This is a genomic window from Brassicibacter mesophilus (assembly GCF_050433385.1).
Classification (GTDB): domain Bacteria; phylum Bacillota; class Clostridia; order Tissierellales; family Proteiniboraceae; genus Brassicibacter; species Brassicibacter mesophilus.
In genome coordinates this window covers 124,403-140,587 of the sequence record NZ_JBNPXI010000008.1, presented here as the reverse complement: position 1 = coordinate 140,587, position 16,185 = coordinate 124,403, and the positions used below count along the sequence as shown (strand labels likewise).

At 32.6% G+C, this 16,185-nt stretch carries 19 protein-coding genes and 1 riboswitch; of the genes, 16 read left to right on the top strand and 3 right to left on the bottom strand.

Annotated elements, in window-relative coordinates; all coding sequences use genetic code 11:
* Positions 1–60: 60 nt before the first annotated feature.
* The 5 genes from HNR33_RS10935 to HNR33_RS10915 all read left to right on the top strand — a co-directional run bounded on the left by HNR33_RS10935 (position 61) and on the right by HNR33_RS10915 (position 4,312).
* A complete protein-coding gene (locus tag HNR33_RS10935) occupies positions 61–753 on the top strand; it encodes a response regulator transcription factor (protein ID WP_429083232.1) in 693 nt (230 codons plus the stop codon).
* A 149-nt stretch (positions 754–902) separates the two neighbouring features.
* Positions 903–1,475 carry a biotin transporter BioY gene (locus HNR33_RS10930; RefSeq protein WP_429083230.1) on the top strand — a complete coding sequence of 191 codons (573 nt, stop codon included), beginning with the start codon at positions 903–905 and terminating at the stop codon, positions 1,473–1,475.
* Positions 1,476–1,490: 15 nt separating this feature from the next.
* Positions 1,491–2,474, top strand: coding sequence for a biotin synthase BioB (gene bioB, locus HNR33_RS10925; protein WP_429083228.1), 984 nt, complete (start codon positions 1,491–1,493; stop codon positions 2,472–2,474).
* Between the two features lie 373 nt (positions 2,475–2,847).
* Entirely contained in the window at positions 2,848–3,867 is a 1,020-nt protein-coding gene (locus tag HNR33_RS10920; protein ID WP_429083227.1) for a sodium:calcium antiporter, read from the top strand.
* Positions 3,868–4,111: 244 nt separating this feature from the next.
* A complete protein-coding gene (locus HNR33_RS10915; RefSeq protein WP_429083225.1) occupies positions 4,112–4,312 on the top strand; it encodes a hypothetical protein in 201 nt (66 codons plus the stop codon).
* Positions 4,313–4,487: 175 nt separating this feature from the next.
* On the opposite strand, the gene HNR33_RS10910 is transcribed toward HNR33_RS10915, so the two are convergent.
* Positions 4,488–5,093 (bottom strand): cupin domain-containing protein, encoded by a 606-nt coding sequence (locus tag HNR33_RS10910; RefSeq protein WP_429083223.1) that lies wholly within the window; start codon positions 5,091–5,093, stop codon positions 4,488–4,490.
* 802 nt (positions 5,094–5,895) lie between these two features.
* On the opposite strand from HNR33_RS10910, the gene HNR33_RS10905 reads away from it, so the two are divergent.
* From HNR33_RS10905 to HNR33_RS10890, 4 genes are all read left to right on the top strand, one after another.
* Entirely contained in the window at positions 5,896–6,123 is a 228-nt protein-coding gene (locus tag HNR33_RS10905) for a hypothetical protein (RefSeq protein WP_429083221.1), read from the top strand.
* Positions 6,124–6,651: 528 nt separating this feature from the next.
* Entirely contained in the window at positions 6,652–7,869 is a 1,218-nt protein-coding gene (locus HNR33_RS10900) for a DUF819 family protein (protein WP_429083220.1), read from the top strand.
* 57 nt (positions 7,870–7,926) lie between these two features.
* Positions 7,927–8,901 carry a dipeptidase gene (locus HNR33_RS10895; protein WP_429083218.1) on the top strand — a complete coding sequence of 325 codons (975 nt, stop codon included), beginning with the start codon at positions 7,927–7,929 and terminating at the stop codon, positions 8,899–8,901.
* 63 nt (positions 8,902–8,964) lie between these two features.
* A complete protein-coding gene (locus tag HNR33_RS10890; protein ID WP_429083217.1) occupies positions 8,965–9,099 on the top strand; it encodes a hypothetical protein in 135 nt (44 codons plus the stop codon).
* A gap of 45 nt (positions 9,100–9,144) precedes the next feature.
* On the opposite strand, the gene HNR33_RS10885 is transcribed toward HNR33_RS10890, so the two are convergent.
* Positions 9,145–9,555: a hypothetical protein gene (locus HNR33_RS10885; protein WP_429083215.1), complete on the bottom strand. Its 411-nt coding sequence runs from the start codon at positions 9,553–9,555 to the stop codon at positions 9,145–9,147.
* A gap of 145 nt (positions 9,556–9,700) precedes the next feature.
* Positions 9,701–9,818, top strand: a riboswitch (FMN riboswitch).
* A gap of 238 nt (positions 9,819–10,056) precedes the next feature.
* On the opposite strand from HNR33_RS10885, the gene ribD reads away from it, so the two are divergent.
* From ribD to ribH, 4 genes are read left to right on the top strand one after another with little or no spacing between them, the layout of a single operon-like run.
* Positions 10,057–11,178: a bifunctional diaminohydroxyphosphoribosylaminopyrimidine deaminase/5-amino-6-(5-phosphoribosylamino)uracil reductase RibD gene (gene ribD, locus HNR33_RS10880; protein ID WP_429083213.1), complete on the top strand. Its 1,122-nt coding sequence runs from the start codon at positions 10,057–10,059 to the stop codon at positions 11,176–11,178.
* On the top strand, positions 11,163–11,813 hold the full coding sequence (ribE, locus tag HNR33_RS10875; protein WP_429083211.1) for a riboflavin synthase: 651 nt from the start codon (positions 11,163–11,165) through the stop codon (positions 11,811–11,813). Before ribD ends, ribE begins: the two co-directional genes overlap by 16 nt.
* 18 nt (positions 11,814–11,831) lie before the next feature.
* Complete coding sequence (locus HNR33_RS10870; RefSeq protein WP_429083210.1) at positions 11,832–13,043, top strand: bifunctional 3,4-dihydroxy-2-butanone-4-phosphate synthase/GTP cyclohydrolase II; 1,212 nt, start codon at positions 11,832–11,834, stop codon at positions 13,041–13,043.
* 3 nt (positions 13,044–13,046) lie between these two features.
* On the top strand, positions 13,047–13,511 hold the full coding sequence (gene ribH, locus HNR33_RS10865; RefSeq protein ID WP_429083208.1) for a 6,7-dimethyl-8-ribityllumazine synthase: 465 nt from the start codon (positions 13,047–13,049) through the stop codon (positions 13,509–13,511).
* 59 nt (positions 13,512–13,570) lie between these two features.
* On the opposite strand, the gene HNR33_RS10860 is transcribed toward ribH, so the two are convergent.
* On the bottom strand, positions 13,571–13,813 hold the full coding sequence (locus HNR33_RS10860) for a hypothetical protein (RefSeq protein WP_429083206.1): 243 nt from the start codon (positions 13,811–13,813) through the stop codon (positions 13,571–13,573).
* A gap of 263 nt (positions 13,814–14,076) precedes the next feature.
* Between HNR33_RS10860 and HNR33_RS10855 the strand changes: the two genes are divergently transcribed.
* The 3 genes from HNR33_RS10855 (at position 14,077) to HNR33_RS10845 (ending at position 15,961) form a co-directional block, all read left to right on the top strand.
* Complete coding sequence (locus HNR33_RS10855) at positions 14,077–14,835, top strand: peptidoglycan-binding protein (RefSeq protein WP_429083205.1); 759 nt, start codon at positions 14,077–14,079, stop codon at positions 14,833–14,835.
* A gap of 177 nt (positions 14,836–15,012) precedes the next feature.
* Positions 15,013–15,639: a hypothetical protein gene (locus HNR33_RS10850; protein WP_429083203.1), complete on the top strand. Its 627-nt coding sequence runs from the start codon at positions 15,013–15,015 to the stop codon at positions 15,637–15,639.
* 133 nt (positions 15,640–15,772) lie between these two features.
* The gene (locus HNR33_RS10845; RefSeq protein WP_429083202.1) at positions 15,773–15,961 is read left to right on the top strand and encodes a hypothetical protein; all 189 of its coding nucleotides are present in this window, start codon (positions 15,773–15,775) and stop codon (positions 15,959–15,961) included.
* Positions 15,962–16,185: the final 224 nt, after the last annotated feature.

Below are 16,185 nucleotides of genomic sequence, written 5' to 3'. Positions count from 1 at the left end.
TTATTATTTATATAGTCATAAGTTGTCCAATTCGTTATAAAAAAGATTGGAGGAATAGATATGAGCAGGGTTCTTGTTTTAGAGGATGAAGCGGATATAAGAGGATTCATTGTTATAAATCTTAAAAGAGCAGGATATGATGTTATTGAGGCAGAGACTGGAGAGCAGGCTCTTGAAGTAGCACAAAAAAATAAAGATATAGATATAGCAGTCTTAGACGTTATGCTTCCTGGGATTGATGGGTTTGAGGTATGCAGGAATATCAGAGAAATGAATGAGACAACAGGGATTATAATGCTTACAGCCAAATCTCAGGAAATGGATAAGATAAATGGATTATCAATGGGAGCAGACGACTATGTTGTAAAACCTTTCAGTCCAGCTGAATTAGTAGCTAGAATAGATGCTTTAGTTAGAAGAGTGGAGTTATTGAAAGGTAAAAAATCTGAGAATATCATTTCAGGACCATTTAAATTAGACATTGACGGGAGAGCTATATCTAAAAATGGTGAAGAGATAGAACTTACACAGACTGAGTATTTAATCATGAAGCTATTAATAGAAAATGAAGATCAATCACTAAGTAGGGAACAAATACTTGATAGTGTATGGGGACAAAATTATTTTGGTGATCCTAAAATTGTTGATGTAAATATTAGACGACTGAGACAAAAAGTTGAAGAAGATTCGTCAAATCCTAAATATATAAAAACTATTTGGGGTTATGGATATAGATGGAAAAAAGAAGACTGAACAAAGGCTATAACCGGCTAACTAAGCCGTTATAGTTTTTTTTATTACATATTGTCAACCTTGACGATAAAAAAGGTTGACAATACACTTAAGAGATTATAAAATCATTATCATAGATAGACTTTTATTGACACAAGGAGGAAGTAACTATGAAGTTTAAAACACGTGATATGGTTCTTATTTCTCTATTTGCAGCACTTACTGCGGTTGGAGCATTTATTCAAATTCCAACTCCACTAGTTCCATTTACACTTCAGTTTCTATTTTGCGCATATTCAGGTATATTTTTAGGAGCTAAGCATGGTTTGTACTCTCAGCTCTTGTATGTAGGAATAGGATTAGTAGGAATTCCTATATTTACAAAAGGGGGAGGGATTTCATATGTACTTCAGCCTACTTTTGGATATTTGCTTGGATTTATTGGATGTGCATTTATAATTGGATTATTTACTGAAAGGCTTCAAAAAATTACATTTACTAAAATACTAATACCTGTTCTTTCAGGTCTTGCTATAGTCTATTTGGTAGGTGTTCCGTATCTTTATTTTATAGTAAATAGGGTCGCTTCAACTCCTATTAGCTTTGTCACTGCAATCAAAGTAGGATTTATTCCATACATTACATCAGACTTAATATTTAGTATTTTAGTTGCATTAACATCAGTTAAAATAATTCCAGTACTAAGAAAAGCTGGATATGTTGCACTAGTGAGGCCAAAATAACAAGGGGAGATTTTCATGGATATGAAGGACTATATATATAGTGTCGTAGAAAGAATATTGGATGGTGGAGAAATAACATATGAAGAGTGCATAAAGCTTATTAATATTGATGAAAATGATATCGGAGCTTTGGAGGTTTTATATAAAGGAGCAAATAAAATCAGAGAGAGCTTTGCAGGAAAAAAAGCAGATCTATGTACTATAATGAATGTTAAATCGGGAAAGTGCTCAGAGGACTGCAAATATTGTGCACAGTCAGTTCATTATAGTACCGGAGTAAATGAATACTCACTATTAGATTATGATAAGATACTTGAAAGGGCTCTCGAAATGGAGAGTAAAGGTGCCCATAGATTTTCGCTAGTTACTAGTGGTAAGGGGGTATCAAAAGGCGATTTAGATAGGTTAGCTGACATATATAGAAAGCTTAGTCAGCAAACAAAGCTTAAGATATGTGCATCTCATGGAATAATAACATATGAACAAGCAAAAAGGCTTAAAGAAGCCGGGGTAACTATGTATCATCATAATATTGAAACTAGCAGAGAATATTATTCGAAAATATGTACTACACATACTTATGAAGATAGAATAGATACTATTAAAAATGTTACAGCTGCAGGGATGGATATTTGCTGTGGAGGAATCATAGGAATGGGCGAAACTGAAGAAGACAGAGTAAATATGATACTAGAAATAAGAAACCTAGGAGTTCATTCTATTCCGGTAAATGTTTTAAATCCAATAAAAGGAACTCCACTAGAAACTTCAAAGCCTCTGACGCCTTCTGAAATACTAAAAACAATGGCAATATATAGATTTGTTATACCTACAGCATTTATAAGATATGCAGGTGGAAGAAAGGCTCTTGGTCATAAGCAGAATATTGGATTTAGAGCTGGTGTAAATGCTGCTTTAGCTGGAGACTATTTAACTACAGTTGGTAATAACATAGAATATGATAGAGAAATGATTTTGAATGAAGGACTAGAAGTATAACTTAACAAATAATAGGAATATTTATCATTTATTAAGAACGAATATTTTAAGGACATAATTACAATACTGATGTTATAATTAGATACAAGATTATACTATATAACTCCATTAACGTGTAAGCATAACCTTAACTTTAAAATAATTTATCTTGACAACTTAACTATCATTTTATATATTAGAGTAAGTAGAAATTTAATAATTACATCCTATCGCAAGGGAGTAACTAGCACTTATTAAGTGTAATTAAGTCAACATCATGATATTAATTTATCTGGCTTAGTTTGAAACAGTGAGACTTGTGTATAACGTTTGTTATGCACAGGTCTTTTATTTTTAAAATTTGCTGTCAATAACATTAAAGGAGGAAAAGTTAATGGAGGCTTATATTGAAGGTTTAGTAATTAGCTTATCTATGCCAGTATTAGCACTAATTGTTGTAGTCACTTTAATTACCCTAAGCAAGGGTGCGGACTTATTGGTAAATAATTCAGTAGTACTCTCAGAAGAAATGGGAATACCTAAAATGATTATAGGTGCAACTATAGTAAGCCTGGGAACAACATTACCAGAAACATCTGTTTCAGTATTTGCTGCACTTCAAGGCAATTCAAGTATGGCCTTAGGGAATGCCGTTGGGTCGATAATATGTGATACTGCACTTATACTCGGTATATCTACAATGATATCACCACTCCCAATTAAGAGAGATATAGTAAATAGACATGGATGGCTTCAGTTTGGTGCAGGTGTGTTGTTAGTTCTATTTTCAGTGCCATATAGTAACATAGGAGGTATGTTCACTGAAGGAGGACTTCTTCCTCAGTACATTGGATTTATTCTAATTGGGCTACTTTTAGCGTATATGTATGTATCAATCAAGTGGGCTAAAGGGTCAAAAGATGAACAGGCTGCAACAGCTTCTGAAGAAAGTGAGAAACAGAATAAGTTAATAATACTAATTAAGCTTGCGTTTGGAATAGCTTTAGTAATATTTTCTTCAAAAGTCCTCATTCCAACTGTCCAAGAAGTAGCTATTAGAATGAATGTTCCAAACAGTGTAATAGCAGCAACTCTCGTTGCATTTGGAACGTCACTACCTGAGCTTGTTACATCAGTTACAGCTACATTAAAAGGACATGGAGAGCTTGCTATAGGAAATATAATAGGAGCAGATATTCTTAATGTGCTTTTTGTAATGGGTTCATCAATAGCAGCTACAAAAGGGGGAGTATCAGTGCCCGCTGATTTCTTCACATTATATTTTCCAGCTATGATTTTTGTACTAGCAGTATTTAGAATAGGAACCTTAGTTTCAAAAGACAGTCTTAAAAGACCTTTTGGATTCCTACTTTTAGCAACTTATGTACTCGTAAGTGTCTTCAGTTATATATAATAGAGAAGATATGTTCTATGTAAATACTGAAAATGAATATGTTATTGAAGATATACTATAATTAAGCAATATGTTAATGCAACCTAGCCCATATTTACACAAAAAATTGAGTTTTAAAAAAAGAAAGTCGATATTTGTTTAGTCATATATTATATTAGAATTAATGTAATAATTAGCATATAAATAGGCTATAGTTTAATGTTCACTTGTAAATTATTGCCTGAATATAGGAGGTTCATGTGTTATGAGAAAAATGATACCATGTTTATTATTTATAGCCATAGGGGCAGTTTGTTTTTACTTTGCATTTCAAAAGGATACAAATGCAACATTAGGAATACCATTAACAATAGCTGGTACAGCATCTTTCGGTGTAGCGATTTATAGCGGTTGGCGTCGCGGAATTCTCAAATCTGTATTAGATTTCTTTCTAGACTTTCTGTAATATAAGATAAAGTTTATGCATATATGTTCACAATATTTTTTTAAACCAAATTAAGGGAAGTCAAAAATGACTTCCCTTAAAAGTTGATATATTTTCAATATTATTATAAAACATATCTAATAGAAAAAAAGAATTTTAAATTCAAATTGAAATAAAGTTCTTTTTAGTATAGTATTTAAAAACTCGGTGGTGTCATGGCCCATATAGAAGTACAGGTTTTATCCCCTATATTTATGTATCTATGAGGGACGGTGCTATCAAAATATATGCTGTCACCTTCTTCAAGAATATAATCTCCATTAGCAGTTTTTACAAGAAGTTTTCCTTCTAGAACAATTCCACATTCTTCACCTTCATGAGTTATTAGCTCTTTAGTTGAAGAGTCATCTTTCTCAAGGATTATATGAAGGAACTCGATTTTTCTGTTCAGATTTGGAGTTAATAGTTCGTATATTGCACTTGAATTAGAAGTCATAATTTTTTTTCTATTTTCCCTTTTTACTATAGGGTTTACAGCAACTTTATTTTCTTCGTCAAAAAAATAGCCTATTGAAACATTGAGGCTCTTTGCAACCTTCCATAAAGATGCAACAGAAGGAACAACTATATTTCTTTCAATCTGACTTATTAGTCCAGTACTAAGCTCCGCGGATTTAGCAAGGTCGGTTATACTCATGTTCAGGTCTTTTCTGAGTAATCTTATTTTTGACCCTATATCTATATTCAAAGATATCACTCCTATGCTTTCAATCATGTACTTGTCTAATAAATATTTTATCATAGCTAGATGGCATTGTTCAAACTTATTAACATAATTTATTCAATTTTATTCCTTTAGCTCAACTCTTCTTTTATGGCAATTAGGACATGTTAACAATCTTTTGTACCCGAACCCTGTTTTCTGTTTCGCAATATGCACTATTTTTTTTATTACAATTAGAGTGTAACTTCAAGGCTTTAACCTCTGGATCTTTTACATTTCTAATATATTAATTAACCTCATAATATTACCCTACTTTCACTATATCAGAAAAAATACTGAATACTAAGAGCTTTTATGTGCACCATTCAAAAAATGTATATCCAAAGGTTTCCGAGAGTATAGCGTCTGATAAAGGTTATAGTACAACAAAAGTACAATAAATAAGAAGAGTTGCTTTGCTTCAGAATGTTGCCTAAAATATCTATTTATTTGTTTTGTAATCAGTTTATATGCTAAATCGTCCATGTTTTCACCCTTACTTCCTAATAACTATTTTGAATTATTTTCTCTGTCAATTAAATCCTCACGTTCCCAAAGTTTAAAAACTTTTACATAATAGTGTATAATGTATATAATTAATAAAAACTTCCTATAGTTAGTAATAAACTTAGTGTTTAGACAGTATATAAGAGCCCTGTAAACTAAAAATTCTTCATCAGAAAACAATCTGTTAGGAATCAATTATTCTGCTGCATTTGCTGATAATAATAATCTTAAGTATATGAGTGTATTTTTACATGACCATATTGATGATGAATATACTAGAAAAATAGAAAAGCATATTTATTCTGATTGCCCAAATAAATAGGAGGATTATAATATGTTATCTGTTATAGGCATTTGTCTTATCATAGTTGGATTTTATGGTAATTGGGTTACGAAGCTTTATACTTTGAAAAAACTTGAGGATACTTTAGAATATCTTAATAAAAATAACGATGAAAATAATCGTATAAAACATAATGAAATTTCTCAAAAGACTAAAATAATCATATCGCTTTCTCCCCTTTTTATATTAATAGGAATATTCTTATTGTTCAACAATTAAAGCTGGTTAATGCTTATATTAGATATAAAATATATCATAATATGCTTATTGAACCAGCTCTTTAGCTTTGGATAGATAAATCAAAACTCAGTCAGTTCTCTTACTCCGATATTTTGGTTTCGCTCATACTACATAATCTTAGTCATAACTAATAAACATACTGATTTATAACTTACTTTCTATCTTAAATTATCAATAAATTATCAATTCTTATTTAAATTTCTATAGTATTTAAACTTACCTTTTTTCTTAATGGGGTCTTTTCAACATGTCCTAAGCGTGGTTTTCGTAGGATATGTTGGAGGGATTTCAAAACTAAACTAGGTCTATATATTCAATATTTTGAAAAAAATTTAGTATATATGAAGGAATTTTGCAATAAATATAGAAGTACAAATATATAGAATATTTAGACAATCAAGAATATTCTATATATGTCTTCGAAATATCGCTTTATAACGTCATAATCTTTATTACTGTACTAATATCGATATTTTGTGGTCAAATAATCAAAAGGAGAGTGGTTATATGACAAGTGGTAGTTTAATTAGTCCAGAGAATACGTGGGTATTATGGGCTATACTGACAGGCTGGGCAGCAGTTAGTATTTGGCTAGAGCAAAAATACAGTTGGGCATCAAAAGTAACAGGTGCTATCATTGCACTTATCGGAGCAATGGTCCTTGCAAATTTAAAAATCATACCAACAGCAGCGCCAGCATACGATCAGGTTTGGGGATATGTAGTTCCTTTAGCTATCCCACTACTTCTATATAAGGCAAATATTAAAAAAATATGGAAAGAAAGTGGGCGTATGCTAGCAATATTCGCAATTAGTTCTGTAGGAACAATGCTAGGAGCATTTATTGGATTTATGCTATTAAAAAATGCAGTACCTTCACTGTATAAGGTAGGAGCTATGATGGCAGGCTCTTATATTGGTGGCGGAGTAAATTTTGTAGCTATGGCAGATTCTTTTTCTGCACCTGGTGAGTTGGTTTCAGCTGCTGTAGTAGCAGACAATTTACTTATGGCATTATATTTCTTTGTACTTATTGCTATACCTTCTATGGCGTTCTTTAGGAAAAAGTTTAAGCATCCTCATGTTGATGAAGTAGAAAAAATGGGAGCCAGTGAAGAAGGAAAGACTCAAGCAGCTTCATATTGGGGTAGAAAAGAGATATCATTAAAGGACATTGCCTTTGCTGTAGGGTCTGCTTTTGTTATTGTTGCAATTTCAACAGAAATAGCTAAGTTTTTAGGTTCAGTTATTCCTACTGAGAACCCAGTTACAAATTTATTAAACGGATTGTTTGGAAATAAATATCTTATAATGACTACCTTAACTATGATATTAGCAACATATATACCTCAATTTTTTGGAGAAATAAGAGGGGCACAGGAAATAGGAACATTTTTAATCTATATTTTCTTCGTTGTAATAGGAGTGCCTGCATCTATACCTCTAATATTGTCAAAATCACCACTACTATTAGTATTTTGTGCAATAATGGTTTTGGTAAATATGCTGATAACACTATCATTCGGAAAACTATTAAAATTTAATCTAGAAGAAATATTGCTTGCATCAAATGCAAATATAGGTGGACCTACTACAGCAGCTGCTATGGCTATTGCAAAAGGTTGGACTGCACTAATAGTACCTATATTGCTTGTAGGAACATTAGGATATGTAATAGGGAATTACTTTGGAATATTTATGGGTAGTATCTTGCAAATGATGTAGTAAATTACCAAATAGGAAAGGATATCCTTTCCTATTTGGATTTTAGGAGGTAATAAAATGATTTTTGATGGACATGCTGATATTTGGACAGATGTAACCATAAGAAGACAAAAGGGTATTTCAGATGTCTTTAAAAATGTACATTTACAAAGATTCAGCAAAGGTAAAATTAATGGTGGAATATTTGTTATGTGGGCTGACCCACCACATGATAAAGAGCCTAAAAAAAGAATTTTAGAAATGATAGAGCATACTGCAAATGAAATAATGGAAAATCAAGATATATTTAAGATTGTAAAATGTGCTACAGACTTTGACTTAGCAGTTATTGAAAATAAGATGCCAGTAATTATTGGAGTAGAGGGCCTTAGTGCTCTAGGTACAAACGTTAATCTAATAAATGCACTTTATATGTTTGGTGTAAGACATGCATCATTGACATGGAATGAAGAGAATGAACTTGCAACAGGTGTAAAAGGAGCATCTAGCAGAGGATTAACTCAATATGGTATACAAGCGGTAAAAAAAATTGAAGAGCTTGGGATTATACTCGATGTATCTCATGGAAATGAAAGAACCTTTTGGGATGTTTATCAGCACTCATCTAGACCTTTCATTGCATCTCATTCAAATTGCAGAGCATTATGTGATGTTCCTAGAAATCTTACAGACGAACAGCTTAAAGCTATATCAGAAAAAGGTGGAATAGTGGGACTTAATGCATTTAGAGAGTTTGTTCATATAGAGAGAGATAAGCAGGATATAGAGTATCTTGCAAATCATATTGACCATATGGTTGAGGTGATGGGAATTGACCACGTAGGATTTGGGTTTGACTTCTTTGACTATCTTGAGGGTGACACTACAAACAGCTTTACTGAAAGTGAAGATATAGGAACTATAGGGCTTGAAGACACTTCAAAAGTGCAAAATATTATAAAAATCATGAAAGAACGTGGATATAGCAAAGAGGACATCGAAAAGATAAGCTATAAAAACTTTTATAGAATTATAAATGAGATTTTAAAGTAACTAGAAAGAATAAAATAGCCATTACTTGCCAATAATAAATTAAAATATATGGGAGGTAAAGCTATGGATAAGAAGAATAAACTCGATCAAGTACCTTTAGCTAATGTTAATGACAATGAGTTAAATCAAATACAGCAACTTGAGCAACAGCTAGGAGAGAAATACTATTTAATTGCATTTGAAAGGACAGGTAAGTAATAGTAAAAGAACTCCATCAGACTATGGAGTTCTTTTATTTACTTTCTAATAAAAAGGTCTTCTTTTAAAAGGTCTTCTGAAAAAACCTGGTCTAAATAATACTGATACTAGCAGGAACCATAACAATAAACTGGAGCCCGTAAGGAATTGATTTGATGGATAAGGATTAACATTTGAAGATATGTCTTCAATATTCAGTACTTCTTTGACAACAGCTATTTTTTGTTTTACTTCATCTGTTACGAATCCTTCCATCTGTGCCAGATATTCTAGATTTTTAATGTGCTGAAGCCGTATTTCTTGGGATACTTCTCCTTTTACTCTATTAATTTCCCGTAGTAGATAGTCGTTAGATTTATCGCTGTACTCTTTTTGAAATTCTTCATATTTTTTCATCAGATCTTCACTTAGAATTACTTTACTTATAATATTCGCAACATTATTGTTTGAATTCACTTTAGACAGCCTCCTTTCCTAAAGAATCCTTTTGCAATAATATAATATGTCCAATTCTTTTCATTGATACAAAAAGGGAATATGAATAACTTACTAAACAATATTGACATATATTCTAAATATTGATATATTAATGTTAAAATTAATAATCCTTCAGGGCAGGGTGAGATTCCCGACCGGCGGTATAGTCCGCGAACTGTGTATACAGTTGATCTGGTGAAATTCCAGGACCGACAGTAAAGTCTGGATGGAAGAAGGAAAGTCTGTAAGTGTAAGTTTTTTGTATTCTTGAATACTGTTTACTTAGAACATAAGCAGCCCTGAAATCTTTATGATTTTCAGAGCTGCTTTTATTTTACTTTTCTTTTTGTCCTGCCTATTGCGAATTATTATTTTTCTTAATATAGATAACCAAAATTCATGCAATATTTTTTATCTTGAACTTGGTTACCTATAAAATCTCACAATATTGCAAATATTATTTAGAGTGGAGGTGATTTTTTGCATCTTGAATATATGAAAAGAGCTATCCAATTATCTCAAAAAGGTATTGGCTTCGCTAGTCCTAATCCATTAGTAGGAGCAGTTATAGTTAAGGATGGACTAATAATAGGTGAGGGTTATCACGAAGTTTATGGAGGACCACATGCAGAAATAAATGCGTTTAATAATGCAACTGATGATGTGAGAGGGTCAACAATGTATGTAACACTTGAACCCTGCTCTCATTATGGGAAAACTCCACCGTGCGCTAATGCAATAGTACAGAAAGGAATATCCAAGGTAGTAATAGGAATGAAGGATCCCAACCCTATTGTTTCAGGAAGAGGAATTAAAATCTTAAAGGATAATGGAATAGAAGTTGTAACTGGCATATTAGAACAAGAGATAAAAGAGCTAAATGAGATATTCATCAAATATATAACTACAAAACTCCCATTTTGCATACTCAAGACAGCCATGACATTAGATGGTAAGATTGCAGCATTTACAGGGGACTCTAAATGGATAACAAATGAAAAGTCCAGAGAATATGTTCATCAACTAAGACATAGAATGTCTGCGATTATGGTGGGTATAGGGACAGTGCTAGCAGATGATCCATTGCTAACTACAAGACTAAAAAATGAAAAAGGGTCTAACCCAGTTAGAATAATAGTTGATTCAAATGGAAGAATACCATTAGATTCACAAATACTTTCTACTGCATTAGATGTGAAAACCGTAATAGCTGTTACAGAAAAAGCAGATAATCACAAGATAGAAGCTATCCTTAAAAAAGGTGCTGAAGTACTTAAGGTTCCAGTGAAGGATAATAAAGTAGATTTAAGATGGCTAGTAAAAGTACTTGGTGAAAAGGGAATAGACAGCTTACTTATAGAAGGTGGAAGCAGTTTGAATTTCAGTGCACTTAATGAAGGTATAGTTGATGAAATCATATCCTTTATTGCTCCAAAGATTATAGGTGGAGATACTGCAAAAACACCAGTAGGAGGTAGTGGCAAAGAGTATATACGCAATGCATTTATGCTGGAAAATATTAAAGTTTCAAGGTTTGATGATGACATCATGATAAAAGCCTATATAAGAAAGGATGAACAAGAAATATGTTCACAGGACTAGTTGAAGAAATAGGGACAGTGGAATCAGTCATAATAGGTGCAAATTCAGCTAAGATTACCATTAGAGCAAAGAAGGTGCTTGAGGATATAAAGCTTGGAGATAGTATCAGTACAAATGGTGTTTGTCTTACAGTCACTAATCATACTGAAAATGGTTTTTCTATAGATGTAATGCCTGAGACTATGAGAAGAAGTAATCTTGGCACACTAAAAAATGGTAGCAGGATTAATCTTGAAAGAGCTTTAAAGCTCGGAGACAGACTTGGAGGACATATAGTTTCAGGGCATATCGATGGAGTTGGGACTGTTAGAGGATTTAAGAAAGAAGACAATGCAACATGGATTCATATAGGCGCTAAACAAGAGATTATTAAGTATATAGTCCAAAAAGGTTCTGTTGCAATAGATGGAACAAGTCTTACAGTAGCAGATGTAGATGATAGCAGTTTTAAGGTTTCAATCATTCCTCTTACTAGAGATGAGACAACTATTCTTGAAAAAAATATTGGGGATCAGGTTAATCTTGAATGTGACATGGTTGGAAAATATATTGAGAAATTTGTACTGTTTAAAAATAATCAACATCCTAAGAAAGAAATTGATATGACTTTTTTGGTGGAAAATGGGTTCATATAAAAAGGTGAGGTGAATTTAATGATTAACTTTAACACTATAGAAGAGGCTCTTGAAGACATTAAGGCTGGAAAAATTATTGTTGTAGTAGATGATGAAAATAGGGAGAATGAAGGTGACCTTTTGATGGTTGCTGAGAAGACTACAGCACAGAGTATAAACTTTATGGCTAAATATGGACGAGGACTAATATGTACTCCTATGACAAGAGAAAGGCTTAATGAGCTTGATATATATCCAATGGTTAGTAAAAACACTGACCCAAAAGAAACAGCTTTTACCGTATCAGTAGATTCTGTTAATTCTACTACAGGGATATCTTCAGCAGAAAGAGCGGAGACAATACTAAAGCTTATAAATCCAAATGCTTTACCAACTGACTTTAGTAGACCTGGGCACATATTTCCGTTGGCAGCTAAGTCTGGAGGTGTTTTAGAAAGAGCAGGACATACAGAGGCAGCTGTAGATTTGGCTAGAATAGCGGGGCTTTACCCTGCAGGTGTGATATGTGAGATTATGAATGAGGATGGTACTATGGCAAGAGTGCCTGAACTTATGGAATATGTGAAAATCCATGGACTTAAAATAATAACAATAGCTGATTTAATCAACTATAGACGAAAAAAGGAATGTCTCGTTGAGAGAGTGACATCTGCTGAAATGCCTACAAGATATGGAGATTTTAAGGTTGTAGGATATATAAATAAGCTTAATGGGGAGCATCATGTTGCTTTAGTAAAAGGAGATGTATCAAATGGAGAACCCGTATTAGTTAGAGTTCACTCTGAATGCCTTACTGGAGATGTATTTGGTTCTCTTAGATGTGACTGCGGTGAACAATATGCTGCTGCCATGAAAAAAATAAATGATGAAGGAAGAGGAATACTTCTATACATGCGCCAAGAAGGAAGAGGGATAGGGCTTATCAACAAAATCAGAGCCTATGCTCTTCAGGATCAAGGAATGGATACAGTAGAAGCAAATCTTGCTTTAGGTTTTCCAGAAGATTTGAGAGACTACGGAATAGGTGCTCAGATACTTGCAGACTTAGGAGCAAAAAAGGTCAGATTGATGACTAATAACCCTAAGAAGATATCGGGATTATCGGGATATGGAATTGAAATAGTAGACAGAGTTCCAATACAGATGAATCACAACGAGAGAAATGAATATTATCTAAAGACTAAAAAAGAAAAAATGGGGCATATGCTAAATTTTAAGGAGGAAAAATAATATATGAAAACATATGAAGGTAAACTTATAGCACAAGGATTAAAATTTGGAATAATAGTAGGTAGGTTTAACGAATTTATTGGAGGGAAACTTTTATCTGGAGCAATCGATGCATTAAATAGACATGGTGTAGAGGAAAAGGATATAGAGATTACATGGGTTCCAGGAGCATTTGAGATACCTCTTATAGCAAAGAAATTAGCTAAGTCACGCAACTATGATGCAGTTATATGCCTAGGTGCTGTCATAAGAGGGGCAACTCCACACTTTGACTATGTTTCAAGTGAGGTATCAAAAGGCATAGCAAACGTATCACTAGAAACAGAGCTTCCAGTAATATTTGGAGTACTTACAACAGACACAATAGAGCAGGCCATAGAAAGAGCAGGAACAAAAGCAGGAAACAAAGGCTACGAAGCTGCAGTTACAGCCATAGAAATGGCTAATCTGTTAAAAGAACTAAAATAAGCAATATAAGCAAGAGGAGACGATTTTTGCTTGCTTTTTGGTTCTGTATTCTCGATTTATTACACTATAGGTACATTTCTTGACAAAGCTAATATCTGGATATAGAATATGGTTTCTTTTCTGAACTGGGAATAGGTAGCTAGGGTTCCGCCTTGACATTTCAAGGGACTGTGACCAAGCGCTACAGCTCTTGCACAGCAAGAGGCACCTACTGGAATAAAATGCCCGAGGGGGAGGTTCAGCGTACTTCTTATACGCTGAATTCTTTTCTCCTCGGGTTTTTGTATTTTTGTTTTTTTCACTGTCTACTTGACAGGGGCATGTTCATAATACACCTTGCCTTTTTTTATGAGATTTACGCCTATGAATTTTATACCTACACTTAATAAGAGGATACTATTTTTAAAATTATCAACCACTTTACAAAAAAAAATAAAAAAATATTTTTTCTGTTTTAGGTTGATTATTTAGGCATTAAAGTCCTTTTATATAGTGTAAGGCAAAAGTTGGCCGACAAAGTTAACCTTACAAAATAAAATATTTTCAAATAAAGGAGAGGATCTTTATGTCATGGGGACATGGTAATGTAGCTGCAATAGGTACTTCAAGTCTTAATTCATATGCAGGTGTAAACTTTAAATCGACTTTAAGATTAGGGGATGTTCATAGCGAAGTACCTGCATTAAAGCAAAATTTAAGGGATTATAGATTGGAGTATGAAAGATATGGAGGAACAGATTTCAATGGAGTACCTTCTTTAAGTGGCAATACTTCTCAAACATTCGATAGTGCGACAGAGGCTAATTTAAAGGTATTTCAGCAACTAGAAGGTTTAACACAAGACGGAATATATGGTCAAGCGTCAAGAAATAGGATGATGTTTGCTGAAGGAGTTTCATCAGTTGGTAATGTTAGATTGGCACCTTACACATCTACTTATACTAACTATAATGATACCTCTAGTGGTATGAGTGCCGACTCAACTTACAAATTAGACCATTCATGGCTTAGAGTAAGTGCTAAGTCTACATTAGAGAGACTTGCATTAGACTTTAAAAATGCAACAGGTGTTAAATTACAGATAAATGATTGTTGTTTAATAAATGATGAGGATACTCCTGATCATGCCTCTCATTCTGGAGGAAAAGACGCTGATATTAGAAGTACAGTAATGACAACCGAACAACAGAAAACATTTTTACAGTTATGCGTAAATAATTCTGGAGTTGCACAAGTTTTGTTTGGTACAAATCATGGAATAAACAGCAGTAAGATAGTTGTTAGATCTGACCATGCCGACCACTTCCATGTTGATTTTGTATAAAGAATAAATTAAAGTACCATTGGGTATTTACAACCAATGGTACTTTATTGTATATTGTAAATATAAGTAAATTATTAAAATTTATGTTTAGGGGTGTTAAAAATTAAAAATATATTTATACTAATATTACTAATCGTTATTATACTCATAAGTAATGCTTCATGTACTAACAAAAAATTGACACAAAGCCCAACCTCTGATGTAGTGAAACCTATTACAGATACTAACCCAAATAATGAAAGTCCTAATACAGATACTAAAGTGAGTACAGAGAATGAAGAAGTAATATCAATTGATGATAAAGAAAAGACAAATCTCTTTCCAGATAATAAAGTCTATGATAATGAACAATTTACGACACTAAACATAAATGATAAAGAAACTAGAGGAAGTTTTGTAAATGTACTATATACTGATTTTGGGATATACCTTCCAGATATTATAACCGAAAAAAAATTTGAAGATGGGAACGAATTTTATTTAAATAAAGAAAGTTATATTACATTTTGTAAAGATTTTATAAGTGCAGAAAAAGACTTTGAAAACTGCAAGCTAGAGGCAAAGGAATATCTTGAAAGCTCAGGCCCTATTGCGAAAATAACAGCAATCAATGAGCTAGAAGGATTAAGTGAATACATATTGAGTAAAATTGATGAATATGGGAAAGAAACAGATTTTTTCTTATTCAAAGAAAGTCAAAATGTAGCAATAATTAGGCTAACCTATAATGAAAAAGATAGAAAAGAAGTATTGCCTATATTGTTAGAGGTTATTAAAACCATTAAATATATCCCAAGTAAATAAACTTTTAGTTTTACCTATTTTTAGAACAATGAAACTAAGTTTTCATTGTTTTTTGATTGTATAAAGAAAACCACCAGCTAATATGGATTTATAATTTAATTACTTATTAAATAAAGGTAAAGGGTTTTTGCTTATGAAATACTTATTGATATTTTTTACTCACTACATTGTAGGGTATCTTTTTGCAGTTTTTTCATCTATGATTTTCGGTACAAGCGATGATTTGTTATTCTTTAGCATATTATATTTATCAGGAGTAATAGGTTTTTGGGGATATAAAATATATCAAGAAATATCAAAAAATAATAAAGATTGTTCTTGAAAATAACTAATCCGAGCATAAAAGCAAAAAAAGCGACTTAATGATATTGTAACAGACCAAATTAGAGGTGTCTCTGAAATGTGGATATAGACAAGTGGCGACGTTTGAAGTGCTCCCTTTTTGATTTAGTCCTCTTGATTTACTAATCTATAGGGCACATTTCTTGACAAAGCCAATATCTGGGTATAGAATATAGAAGAATAGAATATGATTTCTTTACTGAA

Bases quoted from the DNA above. Each gene is read 5' to 3' on its own strand.
- HNR33_RS10935 (WP_429083232.1), top strand. From the start codon at position 61: ATGAGCAGGGTTCTTGTTTTAGAGGATGAAGCGGATATAAGAGGATTC.
- HNR33_RS10930 (WP_429083230.1), top strand. From the start codon at position 903: ATGAAGTTTAAAACACGTGATATGGTTCTTATTTCTCTATTTGCAGCA.
- bioB (WP_429083228.1), top strand. From the start codon at position 1,491: ATGGATATGAAGGACTATATATATAGTGTCGTAGAAAGAATATTGGAT.
- HNR33_RS10920 (WP_429083227.1), top strand. From the start codon at position 2,848: ATGGAGGCTTATATTGAAGGTTTAGTAATTAGCTTATCTATGCCAGTA.
- HNR33_RS10915 (WP_429083225.1), top strand. From the start codon at position 4,112: ATGAGAAAAATGATACCATGTTTATTATTTATAGCCATAGGGGCAGTT.
- HNR33_RS10910 (WP_429083223.1), bottom strand. From the start codon at position 5,093: ATGATAAAATATTTATTAGACAAGTACATGATTGAAAGCATAGGAGTG.
- HNR33_RS10905 (WP_429083221.1), top strand. From the start codon at position 5,896: ATGTTATCTGTTATAGGCATTTGTCTTATCATAGTTGGATTTTATGGT.
- HNR33_RS10900 (WP_429083220.1), top strand. From the start codon at position 6,652: ATGACAAGTGGTAGTTTAATTAGTCCAGAGAATACGTGGGTATTATGG.
- HNR33_RS10895 (WP_429083218.1), top strand. From the start codon at position 7,927: ATGATTTTTGATGGACATGCTGATATTTGGACAGATGTAACCATAAGA.
- HNR33_RS10890 (WP_429083217.1), top strand. From the start codon at position 8,965: ATGGATAAGAAGAATAAACTCGATCAAGTACCTTTAGCTAATGTTAAT.
- ribE (WP_429083211.1), top strand. From the start codon at position 11,163: ATGTTCACAGGACTAGTTGAAGAAATAGGGACAGTGGAATCAGTCATA.
- HNR33_RS10870 (WP_429083210.1), top strand. From the start codon at position 11,832: ATGATTAACTTTAACACTATAGAAGAGGCTCTTGAAGACATTAAGGCT.
- ribH (WP_429083208.1), top strand. From the start codon at position 13,047: ATGAAAACATATGAAGGTAAACTTATAGCACAAGGATTAAAATTTGGA.
- HNR33_RS10855 (WP_429083205.1), top strand. From the start codon at position 14,077: ATGTCATGGGGACATGGTAATGTAGCTGCAATAGGTACTTCAAGTCTT.
- HNR33_RS10845 (WP_429083202.1), top strand. From the start codon at position 15,773: ATGAAATACTTATTGATATTTTTTACTCACTACATTGTAGGGTATCTT.